We start from the raw sequence: 26342 nt of genomic DNA, 5'->3' as shown, positions 1-26342 counted from the left end.
GGTGCAGATTGCCCGGAGATCGTGGGGTGCCGGTTGCCGGGAGTCCCCTTCGTGCACGTCGGAGACTGATGATCAGCGCCTACGCGTCCGGGTGGTCCTCGAAGGCCGCGACGAGCAACGGCGCGACGATCTCCTGCTGCCACGGGCGCACGCCGCGCTCGGCCAGCGCCGCCTCGAAGCCCTCGACGCTGCGCTCGGTCGGTGGGCGCCACACGACGCGGCGCAGCGGATCGGGGGAGCAGACGTTCTCGATCGGTATCGTGCGCTCATCGGCAAAGAAGGTGAGGGCGGCACGGGTTGCCGTCAGCCGCTCTGCGGCGAGTGGGTCGCGGTTGGCCCACGAGCGCTGGGGCGGAGGGCCGTCGGACTTCACCGTCGCGGGTGGCAGCTCGTCGTCGGACAGGTCCCGGGCACGCTCGACGGCGGCGAGCCACGCGCGCTGGTTGCGCTGGATGGCCCGGTGCCCGCGGGGCAGGTCGCCCGGAGCGGCCGGGGCCGCCTGCGCGATGTCGACCAGGACCGTGTCGGGGATGACCCGCCCGGGCGAGGTGTCGCGGTCACGGGCGATCCGGTCGCGCTCCCACCACAGCTCGCGCACGGTGGCCAGGACGCGGGGTTGGCGGATCTTGTGCAGGCCCGAGGTGCGTCGCCACGGGTCCTGGCGCTGGACCGGTCGCCAGTCCAGCAGGGAGGCGAACTCCTGTCGGGCCCACTCCGACTTGTCCTGGGCAGCGAGGTCGGCGCCCATGAGGTTGCGCACCTCGGTGAGCACCTCAACGTCCAGGGCCGCGTAGCGCAGCCAAGGCTCCGGCAGCGGTCGCGTGGACCAGTCCACGGCGGAGTGCTCCTTGGCCAGGGAGATCCCGAGGTAGTGCTCGATGACGGAGGCCAGCCCCACCCGGGGCAGACCGAGCAGTCGCGCGCCGAGCTCGGTGTCGAAGATCTGTCGTGGCACCAGCCCGACCTCACGCAGGCAGGTGAGGTCCTGGGTGGCCGCGTGCAGGATCCACTCGCCGGTCCCGATCGCCTGGTCGAGGGGCTCCATGTCGGGCAGGAAGACCGGGTCGATCAGCCAGGTGCCTGCGCCCTCCCGCCGCAACTGCACCAGGTAGGCGGCCTGGCCGTAGCGGTAGCCGGAGGCGCGCTCGGCATCGAGGGCGACGGGCCCGAAGCCCGACGCGATCGCGTCCGCGCACTCGATCAGCTCCGACTCGCGCGTGATGACCTCGGGGACGCCCTCGACGGGTTCGCTGAGGAGTGGGAGAGGTGCCGTCGTGGATTCCTCGTTCCCGCCCTTCGCCGGTCCCGGGCTCAACGGCGCCGACCCGGTAGCGCGACGACCCCGTCGGGCAGCGGGGGCAACCCGCCGACCGTCCCCAGCATGTCCACCCATGCGGACAAGTGTGTACCGGCCTCTGCGTCGGCGGGGCTCCACGAGGCGCGGATCTCCATCTCGACGCTCTGCTCGCGGTCATCGAGGTCGCCGAAGGACTCCGACACGACGTGGGTGACGGTCCCGGCGAGGTTGCGGGCCTCGATCCCGTGCGCCTCGAGCGCGTCGGTGAGCCACGACCAGCCGACTGCGCCGAGCATCGGGTCGCCGGCGACCTCTGCCTCGAGCTCGGCCCTGGCGAAGGTGACCACCCGCCAGGCGCCGCTCCACGGCTCGGGTTCGTCCGGGTCGTGCAGCAACACGAAGCGACCCGTTGCGACGTCCTCGCCGTCCGAGGCATCGACGATGTCGGCGGTCATCGCCACTGCATGGGGTGCGAGTCGGGTGGGCGCCGGGACCTCGGTCAGGCGCACCTCCGGGCGCAGCCGAGCGTCGTGCACGCTGCGCAGGGCGTGATCGAAGTCGGACGACGGTGCGCCGGAGATCTGGGATGCCACCCTGTGAGGGTAGGTCGCCGGGGCCGGTGTGGTCGGTAGGCCACGCCGGGGGAGACGTACCGTTGCCCCCGTGACGATCGCCATCGCCCTCGCGGCCTCCGTGACCTGGGGGGCCTCGGACTTCATCGCCGGCCTGTTGTCCGCGCGACTGCCGGCACGCACCGTCGTCACCTGCTCGCAGACCGTCGCTCTGGTCGCGATCTCCGTGGTCGTGCTGGTCGTCGGCCTGCCCCTGCCACCCGGCTCGTGGTGGGTGTGGGGCGCGCTCGGGGGAGTGGCAGAGGGTGCCGGCCTGCTCGCGCTCTACACCGGTCTGGCCCGTGGCCCGATGGGGATCGTCACGCCGATCGCCGGTCTCGGTGTCCTCGTCCCGGTGGTCGTCGGCCTCGTCCGCGGCGACCCGGTGACCGTCCTGCTCGGTGCCGGGATCCTGCTGGCGATCGTCGGCGGTGTCCTCGCCAGCGGTCCGGAGGTCAAGGGCGCAGGCGAAGGGGGTGATGCCACCTCGATCCTCTACGCCGTCCTCGCGGCGCTCGGTCTGGGCACGGCGATGGCCTGCGTCGACCTGGGCAGCCGGGTCTCGGGGATCCACACGTTGTGGGCGATGCGGATCGCGTCGGTGAGCGTCTTCCTCGTGCTCGCCCTGGTGCTGACGACCCGGTGGCGCCTGCCCCGACGGCTGGTCCCGGGCATCGTCATCGTGGGACTCGCGGACCTGTCGGCCACGGCCCTGTTCAGCGTGGCGACCACGCGCGGTCACCTGAGCATCGCCGGGGTCCTCGCCTCGCTCTACCCGGTGACGACGATCCTGCTCGCGTGGCTCGTCCTGCGGGAGCGACTGCGTCCCGTCCAGCTCGTCGGGGTGGCTGCCGCGCTGGTGGGCATCGCCCTCATCGCAGCCTGACCCGCCCCCTTCGCCCGGGGGTCCGACGCGCCGACCTGCATGGGAGGATCGGGAGCGTGAACACCGCAGCCTCGCCCTCCGACAGCCCCCTGGTCCGCGCGGCCCGGGGGGAGTCCGTCCCGCACACCCCCGTGTGGTTCATGCGCCAGGCCGGCCGCTCCCTCCCGGAGTACCGTGAGCTGCGGGCCGGCACCACCATGATGGAGGCCTGCCGCACGCCCGATCTCGTCACCGAGATCACCCTGCAGCCGGTGCGACGCCACAACGTGGACGCTGCGATCTTCTTCTCCGACATCGTCGTCCCGCTCGAGGCCGTCGGCATCGACATAGACATCGAGCCGGGCGTCGGACCCGTGCTGGACGTGCCCTTCCGCTCCCGCGAGGACCTCGACCGGATCCCGGAGCTGACCGCGGACATGGTCCCGGACATCACCGAGTCCGTGCGCCGCATCGTCATGGACCTCGGGGCCACCCCGCTCGTCGGGTTCGCGGGTGCCCCCTTCACCCTCGCCTCATATCTCATCGAGGGTGGTCCGAGCAAGAACCACGAGCACACCAAGTCGCTCATGCACGGGGACCCTCAGTTGTGGCACGACCTGTGCGCGCGCCTGTCGCAGATCGCCGCCACCTTCCTCCAGGTTCAGGTCGACGCCGGGGCGAGCGCGGTCCAGCTCTTCGACTCGTGGGCCGGATTCCTCTCCAAGGCCGACTACCGTCAACACGTCCTGCCGCACAGCAGGGTGGCGCTGGCCGCACTCGCGGATCGCGAGGTCCCGCGCATCCACTTCGGGGTGGGTACCGGGGAGCTGCTTCCCGACATGGCCGCCGAGGAGACCGAGGTCATCGGCGTCGACTACCGAGTCTCCCTGGCCGAGGCCATCGAGCGCGTCGGCGCCGACCGGCCCGTCCAGGGCAACCTCGACCCGGCACTGCTCTTCGCCCCCTGGGAGGTCATCGAGACCCAGGTCCGTCGCATCCTCGCGGAGGGGCGTGCGGCGCCCGGACACATCTTCAACCTCGGCCATGGCGTCCTGCCGGACACCGACCCGGTCGTCCTCACCCGTGTCGTCGAGCTGATCCACGAGGTCAGCGCCCGCTGATGCCGGCCGTCAGGTGACGTCAGTGCGGACCCGCCGGCCACCACGGCGCCGCAGCCACAGCACAGGACCGGCGATCACCAACCCCAGCACAGCGAGGGGGGTGACCGCCCCGAGCGCGGTCATGCCCGCCCCGAGGGCGGTTGTGAAGGCACCCCATCCCGACGCGAGGCCGGCAAGAAACCCGCTCGGGTCCTCGGCCGCGGCCCCGGGCGACTGCAAGTCGACCGTGATCGGCGCGGTGCTCGTGCGCTTCTCCAGTGCCTTCTGCTGGGCAAGCGTCGACTCGAGGTCGGCCTCGCGCTCGGTCAGCTCGGACTCGAGGGCGACGATCTCCTCGAGGCCGTCGGCTGAGTCGATGAGCTCCTGCAGACGGGCCACCGACTTCTTCAGCGTGCCGACCCGCGAGGTCGTGTCCGTGTACTGCTGCGACAGGTCCTGGACGTCACCGGAGCGCTCGGTGACCTTCCCGATGCCTGCCAGCTCGGACACGATCGTGTCGAGCTCGTCGACAGGCACGGTCACGACGATCTCAGCCGACGATCGGTCGTCGCTCGCTCCGTCGTCGCCGGGGGAGATGTGTGTCTCCTCGCTGGAGACGTACCCTCCGGAGGCCTCGGCGATCGAGCGAACCTTGGCGCTCGCCCGCGGGACGTCGTCCACCGTGGTCGTCAGGGCAGCGGTCCGCGCGAGGTGGGTGCCGCCCGCGTCCTGCTCGGTGATCTTCTTCGTCGACGCGCCTTCGGCCGGTGCCGGTTCGTCCTGCACGGCCCGGTCGGCACTCGCGCCGGACGGCGCAGACGCCGCACCGTCCGGGTGGTTGCCGGTATCAGCGCTGCATCCTGCCAAGACCAGCGTTCCTGCTGCGGCCAGCGTCACCACTCGCATCGTCGTACCTCGCATCGTCGTCCTTTCACGTCCTCGGCCTGCTCTGACCCGGGCGGTCGTGGACTTGGACGCGCCCGGGCCCGGGCCGGTTGCACCGGACCGGGTCACGATGTGGTCACTGTAGGTGGGAAACTGGGGCCATGCGTCCTCGCGTGATCGTCGTCGGTGGTGGCATCGCCGGTCTGGCGACCGCCCACCACCTGCTGGCACAGCGCCCCGACCTCGACGTCCTCGTCATCGACGCGGGGGAGCGGCCGGGCGGCAAGATCCGTGGCTTCCGAGTCGGAGGCGTCACCGTCGACGTGGGCGCCGAGTCCATCGTGGCGAGCAGCCGCCCGGCGCGTGAGCTGATCACCGACCTCGGTCTGGCCGACCGCCTCGTCCACCCCGAGCCGGTGCCCGCCAGCATCTGGTCACGGGGTGCGCGCCACCGCGTACCCGCCCGCAGCTATCTGGGCATCCCCTCCGCCGAGACCGACCTGGGCGGGATCCTCGACGAAGGGGAGGTCGCCCGCGCGGCGCGACCGGCACCCTTCGCCCTCGACGATCGTGATGTGACCGTCGCCGACGCCGTCGGATCCGTCTACGGCCGGGCGGTCGTCGACCGGGTGGTCGAGCCCCTGCTCGGCGGGATCTACGCCGGGCGGGTCGATGCGCTCTCCCTGCGCGCGACGATGCCGGGGCTGTGGTCGGCGATGGCCGAAGGCAGGTCCGTGCCCGACGCGGTCGCCTCCCTCGTGCCGGAGCCGACGACGCCACCGAAGCCACGGGTCATGGGGCTCGTCGGCGGCATCAGCACGCTCGTCGACGCACTCGCCGCCGGCGTCACCACCGGCGGCGGCACGATCCTGCAGCAGACCATCGCCCGAGAGCTGCACCGCACCCCGGCCGGGTGGCGTGTGGTGACCGGGCCGACCATCGACCCCGTGGTCCACGACGCCGACGCCGTCGTCCTCGCCACCCCGGCGCCGCCGACGTCCCGACTGCTCACCGACCACGCGCCCGCCGCATCCCGTGCCCTGGCCGGGGTCGACTACGCGTCGATGGCCGTCGTCACCCTCGCCCTGCCCACCGCACAGCTGCCGACGCCGCCCGGGAGCGGCTTCCTGGCCCCCGCCGTCGACGGGCACACGATCAAGGCCGCGACCTTTTCCGCGGCCAAGTGGGCCTGGGTGCGCGCCGCGTCCGACGAGGTGACCCTCCTGCGTGCGTCCGTCGGCCGGGCCGGTGAGGTCGCGAGCCTGCAGCGCAGCGATGATCAGCTGCGAGCCATCGCCCTCGACGAGGTCGGGCAGGCGTTGGGCACCCGGCTGCCGCAGCCCCTGGACGCGCACGTGCAGCGCTGGGGCGGCGGGCTGCCCCAGTACGACCTCGGGCACACTGACAAGGTCGCCACGACGCGCGCGGATGTCGCCGGACTGCCCGGGATCGAGCTCGTCGGCGCCGCCTACGACGGGGTGGGCATCGCGGCCGTCCTCGACGGAGCGGCCCGGGCCGCGAGCACGATCTCGACCACTTGCCCCCCTTCGACCCCCACCCGACAGGAGCAGCGATGACCGACCGTCCCGCACCCACCAAGCCCAGCCGCGAGCAGCTCGAGGCGATCAACTCGTCCGTGCACTACGCGATGTTCTCCGCCTTCGCCCTGGCCACGCCGCTGGGCGACGCAGACCGTCCCGCGCTCGTGGCCGAGGTCGAGGAGCTCATCGCCGCGGTGACCGAGGGCGGCGTGACCGTCCGTGGTGTCTATGACGTCGCCGGCTTGCGCGCCGACGCGGACCTGCTGATCTGGTGGCACGCCGACGAGGTCGAGCTGCTCCAGGACGCCTACAAGCGCCTGCTGCGCACCGAGCTGGGGGCGCATCTGGAGCCGGTGTGGTCCAACGTCGCCTGCCACCGCCGGGCCGAGTTCAACCGCAGCCACATCCCCGCCTTCATGGCCGGCGAGCCGGTGCGCAACTACGTGTGCGTCTACCCCTTCGTGCGGTCCTACGACTGGTACGTCATCGACGAGAAGGAGCGTCGCGCGATGCTCGCCGAGCACGGCGCCATGGCCCGCGACTACCCGGACGTGCGCGCCAACACCATCCCCGCCTTCGCCCTGGGCGACTACGAGTGGATCCTGGCCTTCGAGGCCGACGAGCTGCACCGCATCGTCGACCTCATGCGCGAGCTGCGTGCCTCCCGGGCACGCCTGCACGTGCGCGAGGAGGTCCCGTTCTTCACCGGGCCGCGCGTGAGCGTCGAGGCGCTCGTGGAGGGGCTGCGCTGAGGTCTGCTCGCCTCACCCGCCCCTCGCGCCTCACCCGCCTCCCGAATACCGGGTGACCCGATAAGCCCCTGGTTCGCACGGGTTTCATACTCCTGCGGACCGGGGGTTTCTCCTGCAGAGTCCCCGGGGACTCTCGTCACCCACACCCTCGCTGTCCCCGGCGAGGAGTCCACAGGCCCGCGCGAGGTCATCCCAGCCGTGTCGGATGCGAGCCACTGTTGCTCCCATGATCGATGTGGCTTCCTACCTCTACACCGAGCTGCTTGCTCTCCCCGACGCGATCTTCACCCGTCAGGACGCCCTGAGGATGGGTCTGGGAGATGAGGTGCTCAAGGCGGCACTGCGTCGCGGGCTGATCACGCGCATCTGCCGCGGTGCCTACACAGGACCAGGCACGTGGACGAAGGAAGAGCACCGTCAGCTCCTCGCCAAGGCCGCACTGCGCACATATCCCGACGCGGTGCTGACCGGTGCAACGGCCGTCGCCGCCCACGGCATCCCGCTCTTCGAGGTAGCGGCCGTGCGGGCGGACATCGCGCGACCCGTCGCTCGCGAAGCCAGCACGGAACACCTGCGCATCCGCCCCCTTCGCCACGACCCCGTGGACACCCCGTGGGGGCCAGCGACGGAGCTGGCGACGGCACTCGTGCAGATGACCATCGACCACGGCATCACTGCGGGTGTGACATCGATCGACGCCGCCCTGCACTGTGGTGCGACAACCAGGGGATCCCTCGACGCGGTCTACGAGACCGTCCGAAGATGGCCCCTCTCGTCGCGGGTCCGGTGCGCCCTGGAGTGGTCGGACGGTGACGCCGAATCCCCCGGAGAGAGCGTCACCCGAGTCATCCTCCGGGCAGCGGGATGGCGCGTCGTCTCGCAGGTTCCGATCGCCGATCGTCACGGTGAACTGGTCGCCCGGGCCGACCTGGGCATCGAGGGGACCAGGGTCCTGATCGAGTTCGACGGGAAGGTGAAGTACGCCGACGGCGGAGCCGACGCACTCTTCCGCGAGAAGAAGCGTGAGGACCGCCTTCGAGCCCTTGGCTACGTCATCGTCCGGGTGACCTGGGCGGACTTGTTCCACTCGCAACGCATCGTCGCTGCGGTAGCCGCGGCGCTGGCCGTCGCGGCGTAGGAACTCGCTGGACCGACGAGCCGTCCGGTTGATTGGCTGGGAGGCATGACGAGCAGTGATCTGTGGACGGCCGAGCAGGCGGAGCGGTACGACGGCGCGGACGGGATGTTCAGCCCCGACGTCGTCGATCCGGCAGTGGAGGCCCTCGCCGACCTGACCGAGGGAGGCCCGGCTCTGGAGTTCGCCATCGGCACGGGACGGATAGGTGTCCCACTCCGGGCGAAGGGGGTCCAGGTGACGGGGATCGAGCTGTCCCGCCCGATGGTCGAGCAGTTGCGTAGCAAGGTCTCGCCGGACGAGCTCCCGGTGACGATCGGGGACATGGCGACGACGCGCGTCGACGGTGAGTTCTCGTTGGTCTACCTCGTCTTCAACACCATCGGCAACGTGCGCACGCAGGCCGAGCAGGTCGAGTGCTTCCGTAATGCGGCACGCCACCTCCGGCCGGGAGGACGCTTCGTCGTGGAGGTCGGCGTGCCCCCGCTTCGTTCCCTGCCACCGGGGCAGTGGGCCGTGCCGTTCGACGTGTCCGACGAGCACCTGGGGTTCGACACGTTCGACGTGGTGACTCAGCAGGCGACGTCCCACCACGTCAATCGGCAGGCGGACGGGACCTATCGGCGAGGTACACACAACTACCGGTACGTCTGGCCCAGCGAGCTCGACCTGATGGCTCAGCTGGCGGGGATGGAGCTCGAGCGGCGCACAGAGGACTGGGGCGGGACCCCCTTCGCCGCCGAGAGTGGCGGACACGTGAGCGTCTGGCGGCTGCCCAGCTGACTCAGCAAGACAGACCCCTGGTTCGCATCAGTAGGAGACTCATGCGAACCAGGGGTTTGTCGGATGACCCGAGAATCGGGAGGCGGGTGAGGCGCCTCAGCCCTGCGCCGGGCGCAGCGTCATCGAGATCGAGTTGATGCAGTACCGCTGGTCCGTGGGGGTGTCGTACCCCTCACCCTCGAAGACGTGACCCATGTGGCTGCCGCAGTTGGCGCAGCGGACCTCGACGCGGGGGCGGCCCGGCAGGGAGGCGTCCTCGATGTACTCGACGCGGTTCTCGGCGAGCGGGGTGTAGAACGAGGGCCAGCCGCAGTGGCTGGAGAACTTCGTCTCCGAGGTGAACAGCTCGGACCCGCAGGCGCGGCAGGCGTAGACGCCCTCGGTCTGCGTCTCGTTGTACTCACCCGTGAAGGGGCGCTCGGTCCCGGCGGCACGCAGCACGGAGTACTCCTCCGGGGCGAGCTCCTGACGCCACTGCTCGTCGGTCTTGCTCACGGCGTAGTCGCGGTCGGTCTGCTCCATCATCGTGTGACTCCTTCATCGTCGATGTCTCCATCATGCAACGCCGCGGCCGCCGAGGATCTTCCGGGGCTGCCACGGCGATGGATGATGGGTAGGGATCAGCCGACGTCGCGGTGGGCAAGGTGGTCCGGCCGCGGGGCGGAGGCCGCGAAGGGCTCCCGCAGCTGGTTGGAGACGGCGTTGAAGACGACGAAAAGGTTGTTGCGCGGATCCGGCGAGATGTTTCCTGCGGACGCGTGCATGCAGTTGGAATCGAAGTACAGCGCCGACCCGGCCGGACCGGTGATCATGTCGATCCCGTGCTCCTGCGCCAGCTGGGTGACGTCCTCCTCGTCCGGGGTTCCGAAGGGGGGACGGTAGGAGCTGAGTGACTCGCGGTGGTAACCATCCGGCGTTTCCCCGACGCAGCTGACGAACTGCTTGTGCGAGCCGGGGATGATCATCAACGCGCCGTTCGTCTCGTAGTTGGGCGTCAGCGAGAGCGAGACGCTCAGGGCGCGCGGGGCGGGCATCCCGTCCTCGGCGTGCCAGGTCTCGAAGTCGCTGTGCCAGTAGAACGGCCCGCCGGCGAAGCCCGGCTTGAGGTTCATCCGGCTCTGGTGGACGTACACGTCGTCGCCGAGGATCTGGCGGGCGACGCCGACGATGTCCTCGCGGTTGACGATCTCGGCGATCGCGTCGCTGAGCCGGTGGACGGCGAAGACCGAGCGCAAGTCGCCGTTGGAGCGCTCGCGGATGATCCGCTCGTCGTCCCCGAGCCGGTCGGTGATGGCATCCACCTCGGACAGGCAGGTGGTGATGTCCTCCTCGGAGAGGACCGGGTCGGCGGTGTGGTAACCGCGCCGGTCGTAGCCGCGCAGCTGGTCCCCGGAGAGCGGACCCGAGGCGTCCTTGCTCCACACGACGGAGTGCGAGCGGGGCTCGATCTGGCTGCGGTCGGCCAGGCGGGTCCGGTAGACATCAATGGTTCGAGTTGCGGTTTGAGTTCCCGTGATCACAGAAGATCCCTTTCGCTCAATCCGGCGCATCGGTGGTGCCGGTGGTGCTGTTTTGTTGTCAGGACCCGCCTCATGGACGGGCCCCGTGGACGGGCGAAGGGGGCTGCTCGCCCCCGCTCGCACGTTCTCAACTTCCGTGGACGGAATCAACACACGGCAGCCCATAGGCTGATGCCATGGCCAAGACACCGGCAGCGGTCGTGACGGCGGGGGAGCGGGAGGTTCGTGTCTCCAGCCCCGATCGGGTCGTGTACGAGGCGAGCGAGCGGACCCCGGCGATCACCAAGCTCGAGGTGTGCGAGTACGTCGCGGACGTCGGCGCGACGATGATGCGCACGATCGGCCAGCGCCCCACCGCGATGGAGCGCTGGCCGGACGGGTGGCGCGAGGGGATGCGACTCGCGGTCGGCCCCAAGGACTCCGGCGCCGACGGCTTCTACCAGAAGCGTCTGCCCCGGGGCGCGCCCGACTACGTCGAGACGGTCGACATCACATTCCCGAGTGGACGCAGCGCCGCCGAGTTGTGCCCGACGGAGCCGGCATCGCTCGTCTGGGCGGCCCACATGGGGACGCTGACCTTCCACCCCTGGCCGGTGCGGCGGGCCGACGTCGATCACCCCGACGAGCTGCGACTCGACCTGGATCCGCAGCCCGGCACCGACTTCGCCGATGCGCAGCGGGTGGCCGGCGTCGCCCGTGAGCTGCTCGAGGAGCTCGGCCTGCGCGGCTACCCGAAGACCAGCGGCAACCGCGGCATCCACGTCTACGTGCGGATCGAGCCCCGGTGGTCCTTCGAGGAGCTGCGGCACGCGGCGATCGGCTTCGGCCGCGAGCTGGAGCGGCGCGACGACTCCGTGACGACCGCGTGGTGGAAGGAGGAGCGGGGGAAAAGGATCTTCGTCGACTTCAACCAGAACAACCGCGACCGCACGATCGCCGGCGCGTGGAGCCTGCGCGCTCGTCCCGGCGCGCCGGTGAGCACCCCGATGACGTGGGAGCAGCTGGCCGCGGTCACCGATCCACGCGAGTACAACCTCACCACCGTGCTCGACCACCTCGCCGACGGTGACCCGTGGGCCGACATGGACGAGCAGGCGTACTCGCTCGACCCCCTGCTGCGGTTGTGGGAGACCCTGCCCGGCGGCGAGCTGAACTTCCCGCCCGACTACCCGAAGATGCCCGGCGAGCCACCGCGCGTGCAGCCGAGCAAGAAGGTCGCCGAGCACTGGGACGCGGACGGCAACCGGATCGGGGAATGATCCGTCACGACGACTCAGTCGGCGAGGACCTCGCCCAGGTCGTAGGCGGCGGCCCGGTCGATCTGGTCGAGCGTGCACGAGGCGGGGTCGCGGTCGGGTCGCCAGCGCAGGAACTGCACCGTGTGGCGGAAGCGGTGCCCCTCGAGCTGGTCGAAGGCGACCTCGACGACGCGCTCGGGTCGCAGCGGCACGTACGAGACGTCCTTGCCCGAGGAGAAGCGCGAGCGGTCCGTCTCAGCGTGCTCGATCTCCCCGTCGGCGTCACGTCGCACGAGCGGCTCGAGCTCGTCGACGAGTTCCAGGCGCTTCTTCGTCGTGAAGGCCGCGATCCCACCCACGTTGATCAGGTTCCCCTCGTGAAAGAGCCCGAGCAGCAACGAGCCGACCCCCTGCCCGGACTTGTGCACCCGGTAGCCGGTGACGACCGCCTCCGCGGTCCGTTTGTGCTTGATCTTCAGCATCGTGCGCTTGCCGGGTTGGTAGGTCGAGGCGAGCGCCTTGGCGACCACGCCGTCCAGGCCGGCCCCCTCGAACCGCACGAACCAGTCCCGGGCCTCCTGCGCATCCCGCGTCACCCTCGTCAGGTGCAGCGGCGCCCCCTTCGCGATCGTGGCGAAGACCGACTCGAGGACCTCGCGGCGGTGGGCGAAGGCGGACCCGGTCACGTCCTCGTCGCCGAGGGCCAGCAGGTCGAAGGCGATGAACTCCGCCGGCGTCTGCGCGGACAGCTTCGCGATGCGCGACTGGGCGGGGTGGATCCGTTGGCCGAGTGCCTCCCAGTCCAGCCGTTGCCGGCCCGGCTCGCCGCTGCGTACGACGATCTCGCCGTCGAGCACGACCTGTTCGGGCAGGTGCTCGTGACAGGCATCGACGAGCTCGGGGAAGTACCGGGTGAGGGGCTTCTTGCCGCGGCTGGCCAGTTCGACGTCGTCGCCGTCCTTGACGATGATGCAGCGGAACCCGTCCCACTTCGGCTCGTAGGAGTAGCCCGCGTCGACGGCGTCGGCCGCGGGCACGTCCTTGATCGCCTTGGCGAGCATCGGGGAGAGGTCCAGGTGGGGAAGGGGTGCCACTCGTCACATTCTGCCTGTTCGGCGCAGGATTTGAGACGATGGGCACGTGACGACGAGGACCCTGGCTGAGCGCGCAGTGACCTACGGGTCCGTGGCGGCCGCGTCCGCCCTCGTCGGCGCGGGCTCGGTGTGGGTCGGGGGTGCGACCTACTTCGCCCGCCGGGTCCTGACGCCGGACCCGATCCGACCGGACGACACCGTCATCCACGTCGTGCACTCCGACAGCCTCACGCTCTCGGGCACCGAGGACATCGTGGTGCCCGGGCGCTACGGACTCTGGCTCGACGGCGGCAAGGGCCACGCCCGCATCGGCGGCGTCCTCGAGGTGGACCACCGGCGGCAGCGGGTGCGCCGCGAGCTGCTCGGGGTGGACTTCGGTGTCCTGCAACCCGGCCCGGCCCGGTTCAACCCCTACTACTGGGGTCGCGACCCGCAGACCGACCTGGGTCTGGCGACCGAGGACGTCATCGTCCCCGCCGAGCTCGGCCCGATGCCGGCCTGGATCACGCCGACCCCGCACGGTACCGGCGACCGCTGGGCGATCCTCGTCCACGGTCGCGGTGCGCGTCGGATCGAGGCGATCCGGGCGATCCCGGCCCTGCACGCGGCGGGCCTGACCTGCTTGGTCCCCAGCTACCGCAACGACGGGGAGGCCCCGGTGGGGCCCGACGGGCGCTACAACCTCGGCCTGTCCGAGTGGCGCGACATCGAGGACGCCGTCTCCATGGCGCTGGCCCGCGGAGCCCGGGAGATCATCCTCGTCGGCTGGTCGATGGGCGGCGCGATCGTCCTGCAGTTCCTGGATCGCTCTCGCCTGTCGAGCGTCGTCTCACGGGCCGTGCTGGATGGTCCCGTCGTCGACTGGGGCCAGGTCCTCAAGCACCACGCCGAGCTGCACCGCGTCCCTGCACCCGTCTCGCACCTGGGCAGCGCCCTCATGGGGCAGCACTGGGCCAAGCGGCTCGTCGGAGTCTCCGAGAGCGTCGATGTCGCGAAGACCGACTGGGTCACCCGGGCGGACGAGCTGCACCACCCGATGCTGCTCATCCACTCGCGCGACGACGAGTTCGTCCCCGTCGGGCCGAGCGAGGCGCTGGCGCAGGCGCGTCCGGACCTGATCACCTACGAGCCGTGGTCCCTCGCGCGGCACTGCAAGGAGTGGAACGTCGACCCGCGTCGCTGGGACGCAGTGGTCGCCGACTTCGTACGCTGACTCAGCGCTCGACGCGCCACAGGCCCAGCAGGCTGCCGTCCTCCTCGAGCAGGTGCCGGCAGGTGAGGTCGACGTCGACGTCCGCCCCGTCGAGCAGACGCGGGTGGGAGCTGCGGTCGCCACCGACGAGGTTCGGCGTCCACGACAGGCCGAGCTCGTCGACGAGCCCTGCGGTGACCAGCTCGGCAGCCAGCGTCGGTCCCCCTTCGCACAGCACGTGGGGACCGAAGGTCCGCCGGGCGCGCTCCACGACGACTGCCGGGTCGACGCGGTCCTGGCCACACAGCCATGTGGTCTCCGACTCCGGGGCGCCGGAGGACCGGGTCGTGGCGAGCACGACATCGTCGCCCCGTGTCGTCGGCGGCAACTGGGCTCGGGAGGAGACCACGACCATCGGCGTGCCCGCCGGCGCGTACCCCTCGACACGCGCCGTCCCGGCCCCGATGAGCAGGACGTCGGCGGCCCGGCGCATCGCCGTGAAGCCACGGTGGTCGGCCGCCGAGTTGATCGTCCCGGAGCGCCCGTCCGCACCCGTCGCCGCCCCATCGAGGGTGGTGACGAAATTCAGCCGCAGGAGCGGATCCGATGCGGCGTAGAGGGCGTCGATGTCGTCGTCGGTGAGCTCGTCCCCCGGGGAGACGGTAGCGGCGGCATGGTCACAGGTCAGGACGCGCATGCTGCGAGTCTGCCTCACGACCTCCTTGACTGACATGATCCGTGGATGGCCAAGAAGAAGAAGTCAGGCAAGAAGACGGCATCGCCGAGCACCCCGTTCCGGGATGCCTTGTGCGCACCCGCGGGGACCGACCTGACCGCCATCGACACCCGTGGTACCCCGGCCTTCGACGGTGACAAGGGAGATGGCAAGAAGGCCTTGGCTGCTCTGGCCGGACCTGTCTCCGACCTGCAGGAGCGCCTTTTCGCCGGGGCCACCTCCGGAGGCAGGCGCAGCATCCTGCTGGTCATCCAGGGCATGGACACGGCCGGCAAGGGTGGAGTGATGCGTCACGTCGTGGGCAATGTCGACCCACAAGGCGTGGCGATCACCGCCTTCAAGGCGCCGACCGAGGAGGAGCTTCGGCACCCCTTCCTCTGGCGCATCCGCAAGGCGCTGCCGCACCCCGGGCAGATCGGTGTCTTCGACCGCAGCCACTACGAGGACGTCCTGATCGCCCGCGTCCACGACCTCGTCCCGAAGTCGCAGTGGGCGCGTCGCTACGGCCAGATCAACGCCTTCGAGCAGGGTGTCGTCGACCAGGAGACGACGATCATCAAGGTGATGCTGCACACCAGCAAGGAGGAGCAGAAGGAACGCCTGGCCGAGCGGCTCGACCGAGGGGACAAGCACTGGAAGTTCAGCCCTGTCGACATCGACGAGCGCGCCTACTGGCAGGACTACCAGCAGGCCTACCAGGCCGCCATCGACAGGTGTTCCACCGACGTCGCCCCCTGGTACGTCGTGCCGGCGGACCGCAAGTGGTACGCCCGGCTGGCCGTGATGAACCTGCTCAAGGAGCACCTGGAGCCGATGGACCTGCAGTGGCCCGAGGCGGACTTCGACGTCGAGAAGCAGCGGGCGCGACTGGAGAAGTCCTGACGCCTCCCTGGGCCTATGCCGAGACCGTGGCCCGCGCGATGGCCGTCGTGCCCGCGAGTGTGACGAGGTCGGGGTCGAGCGTGCCGAAGTTCATCCCCTTGCCACCGCCGAGCCGGGAGGCGACGAAGGCCTCGGCCAGGTCGCTCGGAGCGTGCGTGACCATCAGGCTCGCCTGCAGCGTCTGGGCGAGGCGCTCGACGAGGTGGCGCGAGCCCATGGCCGCGCGGTCCGGGTCCTGCGCCCCGAGCTCGCTGCAGTCGCGCTCGAGGTCGTCCAGCGCGGCATCGAGGACGGGCAGCTGCCCACGGGCGACGGAGGCCTCCTTGAGCAGAGCCATCAGCGAGGCCGGCTCCTTGGCGATCGCGCGGAGCACGTCCAGCGCGTTGACATTGCCCGAGCCCTCCCAGATCGAGTTCAGCGGGGCCTGCCGGTAGAGCCGGCCCATGCCGTGCTCCTCGACGTACCCGTTGCCACCGAGGCACTCCATGGCTTCCGCGGTGAAAGTCGAGGTGCGCTTGCACACCCAGTACTTGCCCACCGCGACCCCTAGACGGGTCAGCTCGGTGTCGCCCTCGTCGAGGGCGTGGGCCAGACGCAGGCCCAGCAGGGTCGCCGCCTCCGACTCGAGGGCGAGGTCGGTGAGGACGTTGCGCATCAACGGCTGGTCGACGAGCGTCGCACCGAAGGCGACGCGGTGCTGCGTGTGGTGGACCGCCCGCGTCAGAGACGCACGCATGGTGGCCGCCGACCCGAGGACACAGTCCAGTCGTGTCGTCGCGACCATGTCGATGATCGCGCGCACGCCGCGGCCCTCTTCGCCGACGAGGGCACCCCAGGTCCCGTCGAGCTCGACTTCCGATGATGCGTTGGAGCGGTCGCCGAGCTTGTCCTTCAGCCGCTGCAGGGCGAAGGGGTTGCGCGTCCCGTTCTCGAGGACCCGGGGGACGAGGAAGCAGCTGGGTGGCGCCTCGGGGGAGGTCTTTGCCAGGACGAGGAAGACATCACTCATGGGAGCCGAGCAGAACCACTTGTGGCCGGTGAGCCGGTAGGTGCTACCGGTCAAGGGGCCGTCCGGGGTCGCCACCGCGAGCGTGGAGTTGGCTCGTACATCCGAGCCACCCTGCTTCTCGGTCATCCCCATCCCGGCGATCGCGCCGGCCTTCGTCCCGACTTCGCGCAGGCCGAAGTCGTAGGTGCGCGAGGCCAGCTTGCTCTCCCACCGCTCGGCGAGCTCGGGGGAGTGGCGAAGGGCGGGGACGGCCGCGTTGGTCATCGTGATCGGGCAGATGTGACCGGGCTCGGCCTGGCTCCACGCGATCAGACCGGCCGCGCGACGTACGTGCGAGCCGCTCCCTTCGCGCTGTGTCCATGCCTCACCGGTGAGTCCGGCGCCGGCAGCGGTACGCATCAGCTCGTGCCACGCGGGGTCGAACTCGACCTCGTCGATGCGGTGGCCGAAGCGGTCGTGGGTGTACAGCCGGGGGGTGTTGCGGTGGGCCCGGTCGGCCCAGCCGGCGGCCTCGTCGGAGCCGGCCAGGAGGCCCAGTGCGGTGAGCTCCTGCACGGCGTCGTCACGACGGTCGGCGGGGACCCAGCGGGCGACCCCCTCCGTCAGTGCGGGATCCGTGGAGAAGACGTCCTGACCGCTGAACGGCGGGGGCTGGTTGGTCACCTCGTGCGTGGGCATGGGGCCAGCCTACGAGTGGGGGTCCTGGGGTGGGAATGAGCCCATCGCAGGGCGGAGTTGACCGGATATCCGGGCGACCGGGCCGGGGTTCACCCTCAGTTTGGAATTGGCGGAAGCTATGGGCTAATCTTCCACAGCACGCCGACGCAGAGAAGCGGTAAGCGTGAGTGCGGATGTAGCTCAGTTGGTAGAGCGCAACCTTGCCAAGGTTGAGGTCGCCGGTTCGAGGCCGGTCATCCGCTCGGAAGGTTCACCGCCTTCAGTGGTGGAGTGGCCGAGAGGCGAGGCAACGGCCTGCAAAGCCGTCTACACGGGTTCAAATCCCGTCTCCACCTCGACCATGCAGAGCCTGCATGGAGTTGAAACTGCATACACTCGGGCGATTGGCGCAGCGGTAGCGCGCTTCCTTGACACGGAAGAGGTCACTGGTTCAAACCCAGTATCGCCCACCATCGGGGCAAGGCCCCTGACCAGCGGAAACGCCGGTCAGGGGCCTTTTCGTCGTGTGGGCCCTCAGTGCAGGGGACTACGCGCGTCCACGTCGTCGAGGACTCCCTGGGCGACATCGCGCAACTTGGTGTTGCTGTCGTTGGAGTGGCGACGCAGCACCTCGAACGCCCTGTTGAGGGTGAGCCCGTAGCGCTCCATGAGGATCCCCTGGGCCGCTCCGATGATGAGTCGGTTGTTCAGCGCACTGCGCAGGCCGCTGATCTCACGAGCCTGCTCGAGTGCGACTGACGCGAGCCGGGCGTAGACGACTGCCCGGTCGACGGCGTCGTCGTCGAAGCCTCCCTCGCGGTACGAGTACATGTTCAGGCAGGCGAAGTACGGCGCCGTCGCCGAGAGACGCACGCTCAGGGACGACTTGACCCCCTGCGCGTGTGCCTGCTCGGCCCACCGGGGCCAACGACGCTCGTGCTCGGTGTCGGGGACGCTGGCGAGCTCGTGCTCGGACAGCACGTTGAGGCAGGGACCCTCGTCGAGCTCGAACTGCAGCTCGTCGACTCGGGAGGCCGTCGCGTCCGAGTTGGCAGCCACCTCCACGGTGCCGTGTCGCCGCACGAAGACGCTGCACATGTGGCACCCGGGGACGTTGGCGACGGCCTGGTCGACCACCTGCTGGAGGGTGTAGGCCTCCTCCGGCTCCGCGCTGAGCTGCTCGATGATGCGAGCGAGCTGGTCGTCCTGCATGGCACTCCTCGTAAGGGTCGTGACCGGCCCGGTGCACCGGGCCGGTGGGGCAGACCATGGTCGAGGCTCAGTGCGCGGTCCAGTAGGCGCGGAGATCCAGTTCCTGCCGGGCGGTCATGGCGGTTCCCAACCTGATCTGGGGCGAGTCTCGCAGAGTCGTGCGGGAAACGGGCACGACCAAGCCGTGCGCCGTGCGGAGCAGAAGCGCGAACGGGAGCGCCCGGTGCCGAGGCAGGAGGCCACGAAGGGTGACCACTGCCCACTGTGGGACGCCGGATCGGGCGTCCGCGAGGATGTCGACGATGTGCCCGAGCAGGGGGCCTGCGGTGCTGTGCACCTCGTGCCCGAGGTAGTTGCGGATCGCCATGTCCGGACTGTGCACGGCCACGTCCCCTCCTCGGTGTCGCGCTGGATCCACCTGCCGGTCGTTACGGGCCTACCCTTCCCCCGTGCGGCCCAATCGCTCGTTGCGCGATCGACCTTCCCGATTTGTTGCATGCCGCGGATCACTGTGATTGTCTGAAATCAGTTGTCGGCTCGAGACCGTGGCTGGCGTGGTTCTTTTGAGGAAGAGGCCGCCATGTCCGTTGCACCACAGGAGAGCACGTCCCAGGTCCGCGACCGTGAGTCCGCAGAGCTCTTGACCCAGGCGTACGCCGAGCCGGACGCGGCCCGGGCGAGTCGGCTGCGTGAGCGCGTCGTCCTCGCGAACCGGGGTCTGGCGGACTCGCTGGCACGACGATTCGAGGGGCGTGGCATCGAGGCCGACGACCTGCACCAGGTCGCGATGCTCGGCCTCGTGCAGGCCACACGCCGTTACAGTCCCGAGAAGGGCCACGGCTTCACGGCTTTCGCCGCGCCGACCATCACCGGTGAACTCAAGCGCTACTTCCGCGACCATGGGTGGGCGGTGCGTCCACCGCGGGCCCTGCAGGAGTTGCACCAGCAGGTCCGCAACACCTCGGCCGCCCTGGGCCAGACGCACCAGCGCGCCGTCTCCGACGCCGAGGTCGCCGCCGAGCTGGGTATCGGTGTCGACGAGGTCCGTGCCGCCAGGGCGGCGGGGGACCGGTATCGCTCGACCTCGCTGGATGCACCGACCCGGGCCCTCGGCCCGGTGCTCTCCGAGACGCTGGCCGACGGCGACGGCGAGGAGCCCTACGACAGGGTCGTCACGCTGATCTCGTTGCGCTCGGCGATGGCGGACCTCGACGGACGTGAGCGGCAGATCCTGAAGTTGCGCTTCTCCGCCGACCTGACCCAGCAGGAGATCGGTGAGCAGGTCGGGGTGAGCCAGATGCAGGTCTCGCGCATCCTCAGCTCCGTCTGCCGCCGACTGCGCACGCGGATCGAGGGGTGGGCCCCGACGTCCTCGAGCAGTCACCAGGTCCAGGTGAATCCGTAGGCTCCGGGGTCGGCGTCCTCGAGGACGAGTGCCGCCTGCCGGCTGTCGTCCAAGGGCACCTCGTCGAGGAACTCGAAGTGCCTGCCCGGGGCCTTCTGCACGCGACGCAGTGTCGCCGGCGCCACGGCGAACTCGACCGAGACGACGAGGCTCCGCGTGGTGTGCGGCGCGCCCCAGATGAACCCGTCCGAGTAGCCCAGAGTGCCGTCGTCGTCGGGGTGGGAGAGCACCTCATACTCGTAGGAGTGGAACTGCCCCTTGGCCAGGCGGCGCGGGAGGTCCACCCCGAAGACGGTGACGTTGCTGTCCTCGAAGTCCCACCGGCCGGAGAGTCGGCTGCCTCGTAGGGCGCGGAACTCCAGGCGGGAGGCGGTGGTGTGCTCGTCGCCGTTCTGGACGTTGAAGACCCGTTCGAGCCCGTCCTCGACCGCCTCCAGCGCGATCTGGCAGCGGGTCGTGGACATCCTCCGGTCGGTGCCGACGCTGGTGTGCCAGTTCTGGCTGATCACCCGGTATGCCCCCAGGGCGGATCGGGTCATCGCGTCGATCTGCTCCATCTCCGACAGGGTCGGGTCGACGAGCAGGCCGTCGTAGCCGGGCTGCTGCGGCGTGGCCCACGCATGCAGGAACTCGGCCTGCTGCTGCGCGGACAACTCAAGTGCCAGCGCCAGAAGCTGCAGTGTGGCCAGCTGGGGTCGCTGGATCTCGCCGCGCTCCAGACCTCGGATCGTGCGCACGCTGACCCCGGAACCGTGACCGAGGTCGCTCTGCGTGGAGCCGTGCGCCTGCCGAAGACTCCTCAGCAGGGCGCCAGCGCGTGCGGGATGACTCATGGATCCAGCCTGCCGGAAACGGACGGATTCGTCGCCCCGAACGGCGGCTCGGGCCGCCCCTTCCTCTTGAGGAGCGGCCCGCCGTCCATCCCCCCGGAGCCAGCCGCTAACGACATTAGGGGCTCACCCAGCCGATGAACAGACCTCGTGACCGAATTGCCGCTTGGTTGCCGCTCGACCGCCGACTCCACCCCGGGCCACCTATCCTTCCAGCGTGGAGTTCGCGAGATTCGGGTCGACGACGTGGTCCGACCCGGTGGAGGTCAGCCACGACGCCGCCGATCTCGAGCGCGGCTCATGGGTCGTCGTGGTCACGTTCGAGGGAGAGCTGACTGCCGTCCGCTTCGCCCATCGTGACGAAGGGGGCCGGGCGCCCAGCCGTCCTGAGCGGTGGCCGGGGGTGGCCGGCTGGCGGGCGAGTCTGGGGCGGGCCGATTATGTCGCCGGGGTCGAGGATGTTCGGCGGCGGATCGCTGCCGGCACGCTCTACCAGGCGAACCTCACGACCATGCTCGAGACGGACCTGCCGCAGAATGCACACCTGCCCGATCTCGCGGCGCGGCTGGCCAAGGGGAACCCGGCGCCCTTCGCCGGGACCGTCCACGTGCCCTCTGCGGGGCTGGACCTCGCCTGCGCCTCCCCGGAGCGCTACCTGACCCGCGCCGGCGACCGACTGCTCTCCAGTCCCATCAAGGGGACTGCCCCGACGGCCGAGCAGATGCTGACCAAGGACGTCGCGGAGAACGTGATGATCGTCGACCTCGTGCGTCACGACCTGCAGCAGGTCTGCGAGGCGGGCACGGTCGTCGTCGAGCGTCTCTGCTCACCCGAGACGCACCCGGGGCTGGTGCATCTCGTCAGCGACGTGGCCGGTCGACTGCGAGGAGGCACCACGTGGGCGGACGTCATCGGCGCGACCTTCCCACCCGGCTCGGTCAGCGGCGCCCCCAAGTCCAGTTCCCTCCGGGCGATCGCCGACCTGGAGACCTCCCCCAGGGGCGCGTACTGCGGTGCCATCGGGTGGATCGACCGGGACGACAGGGGTGCAGCGGTGGGGGAACTCGCGGTGGGTATCCGCACGTTCTTCGCCACGACGGATCCGTCCGGGGGACGCCTGCTGCGCTTCGGTACCGGAGCGGGCATCACGTGGTCCTCGGACCCGGAGGGGGAGTGGGCCGAGTGCGAGCTGAAGACCCGCGTCCTGATGGACCTGGCATCTGGAAGAGTGGAGTCATGAGCGACGTACGCGTATGGGTCAACGGATCGATGGTGGGGCCGGACGAGCCGTCCCTGGCCGCGCTGGACCACGGTGTGACCGTGGGGGACGGGGCGTTCGAGACGTGCAAGATCGTTGACGGGGAGATCTTCGCCGCGAACCGGCACCTTGCGCGGATGGACCGCACGCTCGCCGGTCTGGGACTGGCGACCGCAGACCGGGACCTGGTCCAGCAGGGCGTCGACACCGTCCTGGCGGCCGGGGAACGGATCGGCTTCGGTCGCCTGCGGTACACGATCACGGGCGGGCCGGGACCGCTCGGCTCCGACCGGGGGGACCGGGGGATGACCTACATCGTCACGGCCGCACAGGCCGCACCCCCCGCTTCGACCACGGCCGTCGCGACGGTGCCGTGGACCCGCAACGAGCGTGGTGCCACCGCCGGGCTGAAGACGACCTCGTACGCGGAGAACGTCATCGCGCTGGCGCACGCGAAGGACAAGGGCGGGACCGAGGCGATCTTCGGCAACACCCGCGGGGAGCTGTGCGAGGGGACCGGCAGCAACATCTTCGTCGTCGTCGACGGGGTGCTGCGGACACCGCTGCTGGACAGCGGCTGCCTTGCCGGCATCACCCGCGAGCTGGCCATCGAGTGGGCGCGCGGCGCCGGCATCGAGGTACGCGAGGAAGCCCTGCCGATGACGGTGCTGGAGACGGCCGACGAGGCCTTCCTGACCAGTACGACCAGGGACGTCCAGCCCATCCACGCCGTCGACGGACGCGAGTTGCGTGCTCCCGGACCCGTCACCATGCGCGTGCAGGAGGCCTTCGCGAAGGCCTCCGCCGCCTCGTTCAACCCGTGAGCCCGACGGAGAGCACCATGACCGCCGAGTCGTCGACCCCCGAGAAGCCGGCCCCGGGGCGCACTGCCGACGGACGGCGCAAGTCCTACCGGGTCGTGCGCGACGAGCAGCACGCCATCGTGCGCGAGGAGCTGCTCGAGCGCTTCGGTGAGGACGGGCGGATCGACGCGCACGAGGACCCGATCCGGTGGCGACGCGCGATCCGCACCAACCCGATGACCGGGACGGTCTACCGTGTCGTCGTCGCCGTGCTCGGCCTGGCGCTGGTCGTCACCGGGCTGCCCCTGGTGCCGCTCGTCGGTCCGGGCTGGGCGATCATCTTCATCGGGTTGTTCCTGTGGAGCACCGAGTTCATGTGGGCCCGTCGTGTGACGCAGTTCGTCAAGGCGGAGGTCAAGGCCTTCGAGCAGTACACGCGTGCCCTGCCGTGGAAGTGGAAGCTGCCGTTGCTGTGCATCTCCGTCGTCTTCGGGTGGGTGTGCTTCTGGCTGGCGCTGACCATCACCGGTATCCCGGGCTGGCTGCCGGACCAGATGGAGGACTTCCTCCTCCAGGTCCCCGGCATCGACCTGATCCCACCCCGCTGACGTGATCCACTGGATCGAGGGCGGGGTCGAGCACTCCGCACGGTGGCACTCGGAGAACTTCTCTCCGGCTCCGTCGCAGGTCGTCGTGGCAGACGACACGATGAACGCCAACACCGCCTACCGCCTGGCGAAGGGGGACACCGCCCTGCTGTGGCGCGGGGACTACCACAACGCCCGCCAGTTGCTGCGCGCCATGGACCGACGCGTGCAGAAGGACGCCGCCAAGCGGGCCGCGAGGCAGGCCTCGAGGAAGAGCCGTGGCGGCACGGAGTTCACCGCGCACCGGGCGGCACGGGCCCGGCGGGCCCGCATCCTGGGCAGGCTCCTCGTCCAGCTCGAGGACGACCACTCACTGGACCTGCGACGTGCCCCCGACGTGCGCCGAGCCTGCCACGACGCGTACGGACCGCCGACCGGCACGACATGCGTCGCCCTGCCCGAGCTGCTCGGGGTCCTCGGCGCGCACCAGTGGCACGAGAAGGGAGTGCCGATCCCCGCCCTGGGTGAGAGCATCCACCCCGGATACGGCGTGTTCTCGCCAGTGCGGGGGGAGTACATCGACCTGGTCGCCGGCGCACCGTTGCCACGGGCGCAGCACCTGACGGCCTTCGACCTCGGCACCGGCACCGGTGTCCTGGCCGCGGTCCTCGCCCGCCGCGGAGCCCACCGGGTCGTCGCGACGGACATCAGTGCGCGGGCGGTCTCCTGCGCCCGGGAGACCATGACGCGACTCGGGCTGGCCTCCCGGGTGGAGGTCATCGAAGCAGATCTGTACCCGGCGGGTCGCGCGGACCTCGTCGTGTGCAACCCGCCGTGGCTGCCGGGGGAGCCGACGTCGATGCTCGAGGCCGGCATCTACGACCCGGACTCGCTGATGCTGCGCCGCTTCCTCGAGGGACTCGCGGCCCACCTCGAGCCCGGGGGCGAGGGATGGCTCGTCCTCTCCGATCTGGCCGAGCATCTCGGGCTGCGGGCGAAGGGGGAGCTGCTCGACCTCGTTGCCGCTGCCGGCCTGCGGGTTGTGGGACGGGACGACACGATGCCGCGACACGCGAAGGCGAGTGATGCCAAGGATGCCCTGCACGCGGCCCGCCGGGCCGAGGTCACCTCGCTGTGGCGGCTCGTACCCGACACGCAGTCGGACCCGATTGGCCCTGCGAGGAGCGCTGCGGGTAATCTGCTCAAGTTGCCCGACCGGGACACCGGACCGGGGAGCACCACGGACGTATAGCTCAGTTGGTTAGAGCGTTCGCTTCACACGCGAAAGGTCAGGGGTTCGAGTCCCTTTACGTCCACCACAACCATGGCCCCTGACCGCGGAAGCGAAAGGTCGGGGGCCTTCGTCACGGAGCTGCAGATCACCAGAGTGGGGCTCGCACGACGACTGGTCAGGAGTCACGACCAGGTCGGTTGCGCACGGCAGGGAACGGCTGACCTCGGCCCGTCGAGTAGGGTCCAGCGGAAGCAGTGGCATGCGGCTGGGGCCCTGCCATCCATGCGCGTCGAGGGTGAGCGGCCACCCCGACGCGATTGCCAGGAAGTGAGGCAACCATGCGGGTTGACATCGACATGGACCGAGTGCGGACGCTGATCCAGTCCCGCGACCTGAGCACCCTCTCCCTCCTCGTGCGACAAATGAGCCCGGCCGAGATCGTCGCGAGCATTGAATCGGCGACATCCGAGGACGCGGCCGTCATCTTCCGGTTGCTCGACAAGGATGTCGCAGTCGTCGTCTTCGACGACCTCGACACCGTCGCCCAGGCGGACCTGATCAACCGTTTGGGCCACGCCCCGCTGACCGACGTCTTCGCCAACCTCGATCCGGACGAGCAGGCCCGCCTCCTGGATGAACTACCGGCGAAGGTGGCCAAGCGGCTGCTCGCGTCCTTCGACGGTGACGAGCTCGACGCGACGATGGAGCTGCTGGGCTACCCGCAGGGGTCCGTCGGTCGACAGATGTCCTCGGTCGCCGTGCACGCGCGTCCCGATGCGAGGGTCGGGGAGGTCCTCGGACGGGTCAACCGCCACCCCGGCGACATCGATCAGCTCACGGTCATCCCGGTCATCAGCCATGACCGGATCGTCCTGGGCACGATCGACACGATCGAGCTGATGCGCCACCCGAGCGACGCGATGGTCATCGACCTCATGGACGACGACCCGCAGATGGCCGGCACGGAGGACAACGCCGAGCGCATCTCCCGCCGGTTGCTCGACAGCGGTCTACTCATGGTTCCCGTCGTCGACCGCGAGCGCCGGCTCGTCGGGGTGCTCCCGATCACCGATGCGGCCCGCATCGACAAGGAAGCCGTCGCCGAGGACCACGCCCGCGCCGGCGCGAGTGAGCCACTTCGTCGCCCCTACCTCGCCACGCCCGTGCGGGTCGTCGCCCGCTCCCGCATCGTCTGGCTCTTCGTGCTCGCGATCTCTGCGGTGCTGACGGTCCAGGTGCTGGAGATGTTCGAGGCCACCCTGACGCAGCTGACCGCGCTGGCCCTCTTCATCCCCCTCGTGACCGGCATCGGTGGAAACACCGGCTCGCAGGCGGCCACCACCGTCACCCGCGCGATGGCCTTGGGAGACATCCGCATTCGCGACGTGGTCCGGGTGGCCTTCAAGGAGGTCCGCACCGGACTGACCCTGGGGCTCCTGCTGGCCATCGCCGCGTTCGTCCTGGGATCGCCCTTCTACGGCATGGACATCGGGCTGGTCATCGCGCTGACCCTGTTCCTCAACTGTCCGATCGCCGCCACCGTCGGCGGGGTGGTCCCGCTCGTCGCGCGCTACTTCCGTGTCGACCCAGCCGTCTTCTCCACACCGTTCATCTCAACCTTCTGCGATGCCAGCGGCCTGCTCGTCTACTTCACCGTCGCCATCACCCTCCTGGGTCTGTGACGCGGGGCGCCACACCAGCGACTGGCCGTAGGCT

26 protein-coding genes and 4 tRNA genes are annotated in these 26342 nt (G+C 70.0%); 19 read left to right on the top strand and 11 right to left on the bottom strand.

Annotated elements, in window-relative coordinates; all coding sequences use genetic code 11:
* Nucleotides 1-79 precede the first annotated feature (79 nt).
* Together BJY20_RS00785 and BJY20_RS00780 are read right to left on the bottom strand one after the other, a co-directional pair.
* Nucleotides 80-1315, bottom strand: a complete 1236-nt coding sequence (locus tag BJY20_RS00785) for an HRDC domain-containing protein (protein WP_246297076.1) — start codon at nucleotides 1313-1315, stop codon at nucleotides 80-82.
* Complete coding sequence (locus BJY20_RS00780) at nucleotides 1312-1890, bottom strand: DUF3000 domain-containing protein (protein ID WP_343062725.1); 579 nt, start codon at nucleotides 1888-1890, stop codon at nucleotides 1312-1314. The genes BJY20_RS00785 and BJY20_RS00780 overlap by 4 nt, the downstream gene beginning before the upstream one ends.
* Before the next feature lie 70 nt (nucleotides 1891-1960).
* Between BJY20_RS00780 and BJY20_RS16335 the strand changes: the two genes are divergently transcribed.
* Both BJY20_RS16335 and hemE read left to right on the top strand, forming a co-directional pair.
* Nucleotides 1961-2794 (top strand): EamA family transporter, encoded by an 834-nt coding sequence (locus tag BJY20_RS16335; RefSeq protein ID WP_185989771.1) that lies wholly within the window; start codon nucleotides 1961-1963, stop codon nucleotides 2792-2794.
* Between the two features lie 56 nt (nucleotides 2795-2850).
* Nucleotides 2851-3894 (top strand): uroporphyrinogen decarboxylase, encoded by a 1044-nt coding sequence (gene hemE, locus BJY20_RS00770; RefSeq protein ID WP_343062724.1) that lies wholly within the window; start codon nucleotides 2851-2853, stop codon nucleotides 3892-3894.
* Nucleotides 3895-3903: 9 nt separating this feature from the next.
* Here the strand turns inward: hemE and BJY20_RS00765 are convergent, their stop codons facing one another.
* The gene (locus BJY20_RS00765; RefSeq protein WP_185989770.1) at nucleotides 3904-4794 is read right to left on the bottom strand and encodes a DUF4349 domain-containing protein; all 891 of its coding nucleotides are present in this window, start codon (nucleotides 4792-4794) and stop codon (nucleotides 3904-3906) included.
* 125 nt (nucleotides 4795-4919) lie between these two features.
* Between BJY20_RS00765 and hemG the strand changes: the two genes are divergently transcribed.
* From hemG to BJY20_RS00745, 4 genes are all read left to right on the top strand, one after another.
* Entirely contained in the window at nucleotides 4920-6335 is a 1416-nt protein-coding gene (gene hemG / locus BJY20_RS00760) for a protoporphyrinogen oxidase (protein ID WP_185989769.1), read from the top strand.
* A complete protein-coding gene (gene hemQ, locus BJY20_RS00755) occupies nucleotides 6332-7051 on the top strand; it encodes a hydrogen peroxide-dependent heme synthase (protein WP_185989768.1) in 720 nt (239 codons plus the stop codon). Before hemG ends, hemQ begins: the two co-directional genes overlap by 4 nt.
* A 226-nt stretch (nucleotides 7052-7277) precedes the next feature.
* Nucleotides 7278-8189, top strand: coding sequence for a type IV toxin-antitoxin system AbiEi family antitoxin domain-containing protein (locus BJY20_RS00750; RefSeq protein ID WP_185989767.1), 912 nt, complete (start codon nucleotides 7278-7280; stop codon nucleotides 8187-8189).
* A gap of 45 nt (nucleotides 8190-8234) precedes the next feature.
* On the top strand, nucleotides 8235-8969 hold the full coding sequence (locus BJY20_RS00745; RefSeq protein WP_185989766.1) for a class I SAM-dependent DNA methyltransferase: 735 nt from the start codon (nucleotides 8235-8237) through the stop codon (nucleotides 8967-8969).
* A gap of 96 nt (nucleotides 8970-9065) precedes the next feature.
* Here BJY20_RS00745 and msrB read toward each other — a convergent pair whose 3' ends face one another.
* On the bottom strand, nucleotides 9066-9491 hold the full coding sequence (gene msrB / locus BJY20_RS00740) for a peptide-methionine (R)-S-oxide reductase MsrB (RefSeq protein ID WP_425484172.1): 426 nt from the start codon (nucleotides 9489-9491) through the stop codon (nucleotides 9066-9068).
* Between the two features lie 98 nt (nucleotides 9492-9589).
* Nucleotides 9590-10489: an ectoine hydroxylase gene (thpD, locus tag BJY20_RS00735; RefSeq protein ID WP_343062723.1), complete on the bottom strand. Its 900-nt coding sequence runs from the start codon at nucleotides 10487-10489 to the stop codon at nucleotides 9590-9592.
* 176 nt (nucleotides 10490-10665) lie between these two features.
* On the opposite strand from thpD, the gene BJY20_RS00730 reads away from it, so the two are divergent.
* The gene (locus tag BJY20_RS00730; RefSeq protein ID WP_185989763.1) at nucleotides 10666-11748 is read left to right on the top strand and encodes a DNA polymerase domain-containing protein; all 1083 of its coding nucleotides are present in this window, start codon (nucleotides 10666-10668) and stop codon (nucleotides 11746-11748) included.
* Between the two features lie 14 nt (nucleotides 11749-11762).
* Here the strand turns inward: BJY20_RS00730 and BJY20_RS00725 are convergent, their stop codons facing one another.
* Nucleotides 11763-12788 carry an ATP-dependent DNA ligase gene (locus tag BJY20_RS00725; RefSeq protein ID WP_185992388.1) on the bottom strand — a complete coding sequence of 342 codons (1026 nt, stop codon included), beginning with the start codon at nucleotides 12786-12788 and terminating at the stop codon, nucleotides 11763-11765.
* 79 nt (nucleotides 12789-12867) lie between these two features.
* Here BJY20_RS00725 and BJY20_RS00720 point away from each other — a divergent pair, with 79 nt between their 5' ends.
* A complete protein-coding gene (locus BJY20_RS00720; protein WP_343062721.1) occupies nucleotides 12868-14034 on the top strand; it encodes an alpha/beta hydrolase family protein in 1167 nt (388 codons plus the stop codon).
* A 1-nt stretch (nucleotide 14035) separates the two neighbouring features.
* Here the strand turns inward: BJY20_RS00720 and BJY20_RS00715 are convergent, their stop codons facing one another.
* Nucleotides 14036-14710, bottom strand: a complete 675-nt coding sequence (locus BJY20_RS00715) for a dihydrofolate reductase family protein (RefSeq protein WP_185989762.1) — start codon at nucleotides 14708-14710, stop codon at nucleotides 14036-14038.
* 45 nt (nucleotides 14711-14755) lie between these two features.
* On the opposite strand from BJY20_RS00715, the gene BJY20_RS00710 reads away from it, so the two are divergent.
* On the top strand, nucleotides 14756-15631 hold the full coding sequence (locus tag BJY20_RS00710; protein ID WP_185989761.1) for a PPK2 family polyphosphate kinase: 876 nt from the start codon (nucleotides 14756-14758) through the stop codon (nucleotides 15629-15631).
* 13 nt (nucleotides 15632-15644) lie between these two features.
* Here the strand turns inward: BJY20_RS00710 and BJY20_RS00705 are convergent, their stop codons facing one another.
* Entirely contained in the window at nucleotides 15645-17318 is a 1674-nt protein-coding gene (locus BJY20_RS00705) for an acyl-CoA dehydrogenase family protein (protein ID WP_185989760.1), read from the bottom strand.
* Between the two features lie 169 nt (nucleotides 17319-17487).
* On the opposite strand from BJY20_RS00705, the gene BJY20_RS00700 reads away from it, so the two are divergent.
* From BJY20_RS00700 to BJY20_RS00690, 3 genes are all read left to right on the top strand, one after another.
* Nucleotides 17488-17560 (top strand) — tRNA-Gly (locus BJY20_RS00700).
* Between the two features lie 22 nt (nucleotides 17561-17582).
* Nucleotides 17583-17653 (top strand) — tRNA-Cys (locus BJY20_RS00695).
* A gap of 42 nt (nucleotides 17654-17695) precedes the next feature.
* Nucleotides 17696-17770, top strand: a tRNA-Val gene (locus tag BJY20_RS00690).
* Between the two features lie 61 nt (nucleotides 17771-17831).
* Here BJY20_RS00690 and BJY20_RS00685 read toward each other — a convergent pair.
* Nucleotides 17832-18509 carry a GAF and ANTAR domain-containing protein gene (locus BJY20_RS00685; protein ID WP_185989759.1) on the bottom strand — a complete coding sequence of 226 codons (678 nt, stop codon included), beginning with the start codon at nucleotides 18507-18509 and terminating at the stop codon, nucleotides 17832-17834.
* A 67-nt stretch (nucleotides 18510-18576) separates the two neighbouring features.
* Nucleotides 18577-18897: a PRC-barrel domain-containing protein gene (locus BJY20_RS00680; protein WP_185989758.1), complete on the bottom strand. Its 321-nt coding sequence runs from the start codon at nucleotides 18895-18897 to the stop codon at nucleotides 18577-18579.
* 192 nt (nucleotides 18898-19089) lie between these two features.
* On the opposite strand from BJY20_RS00680, the gene BJY20_RS00675 reads away from it, so the two are divergent.
* Nucleotides 19090-19914, top strand: a complete 825-nt coding sequence (locus tag BJY20_RS00675; RefSeq protein ID WP_185989757.1) for a sigma-70 family RNA polymerase sigma factor — start codon at nucleotides 19090-19092, stop codon at nucleotides 19912-19914.
* Here the strand turns inward: BJY20_RS00675 and BJY20_RS00670 are convergent.
* The gene (locus BJY20_RS00670) at nucleotides 19890-20747 is read right to left on the bottom strand and encodes a helix-turn-helix domain-containing protein (RefSeq protein WP_185989756.1); all 858 of its coding nucleotides are present in this window, start codon (nucleotides 20745-20747) and stop codon (nucleotides 19890-19892) included. The genes BJY20_RS00675 and BJY20_RS00670 overlap by 25 nt on opposite strands.
* A gap of 214 nt (nucleotides 20748-20961) precedes the next feature.
* On the opposite strand from BJY20_RS00670, the gene BJY20_RS00665 reads away from it, so the two are divergent.
* The 6 genes from BJY20_RS00665 to mgtE all read left to right on the top strand — a co-directional run bounded on the left by BJY20_RS00665 (nucleotide 20962) and on the right by mgtE (nucleotide 26308).
* Entirely contained in the window at nucleotides 20962-21984 is a 1023-nt protein-coding gene (locus tag BJY20_RS00665) for a chorismate-binding protein (protein ID WP_185989755.1), read from the top strand.
* On the top strand, nucleotides 21981-22826 hold the full coding sequence (locus BJY20_RS00660) for an aminotransferase class IV (RefSeq protein WP_185989754.1): 846 nt from the start codon (nucleotides 21981-21983) through the stop codon (nucleotides 22824-22826). The genes BJY20_RS00665 and BJY20_RS00660 overlap by 4 nt, the downstream gene beginning before the upstream one ends.
* A 17-nt stretch (nucleotides 22827-22843) precedes the next feature.
* Nucleotides 22844-23413, top strand: coding sequence for a PGPGW domain-containing protein (locus tag BJY20_RS00655; RefSeq protein ID WP_185989753.1), 570 nt, complete (start codon nucleotides 22844-22846; stop codon nucleotides 23411-23413).
* A 1-nt stretch (nucleotide 23414) separates the two neighbouring features.
* On the top strand, nucleotides 23415-24644 hold the full coding sequence (locus BJY20_RS00650; protein ID WP_343062720.1) for a methyltransferase: 1230 nt from the start codon (nucleotides 23415-23417) through the stop codon (nucleotides 24642-24644).
* Nucleotides 24635-24711 (top strand) — tRNA-Val (locus BJY20_RS00645). Before BJY20_RS00650 ends, BJY20_RS00645 begins: the two co-directional genes overlap by 10 nt.
* Nucleotides 24712-24964: 253 nt before the next feature.
* Nucleotides 24965-26308 carry a magnesium transporter gene (mgtE, locus tag BJY20_RS00640; RefSeq protein ID WP_185989752.1) on the top strand — a complete coding sequence of 448 codons (1344 nt, stop codon included), beginning with the start codon at nucleotides 24965-24967 and terminating at the stop codon, nucleotides 26306-26308.
* Nucleotides 26309-26342: the final 34 nt, after the last annotated feature.

Source organism: Janibacter cremeus, from assembly GCF_013409205.1.
Lineage (GTDB): Bacteria > Actinomycetota > Actinomycetes > Actinomycetales > Dermatophilaceae > Janibacter > Janibacter cremeus.
The sequence above is the reverse complement of the archived record's forward strand: the minus strand, read 5'-3'. Positions and strand labels throughout refer to the sequence as shown.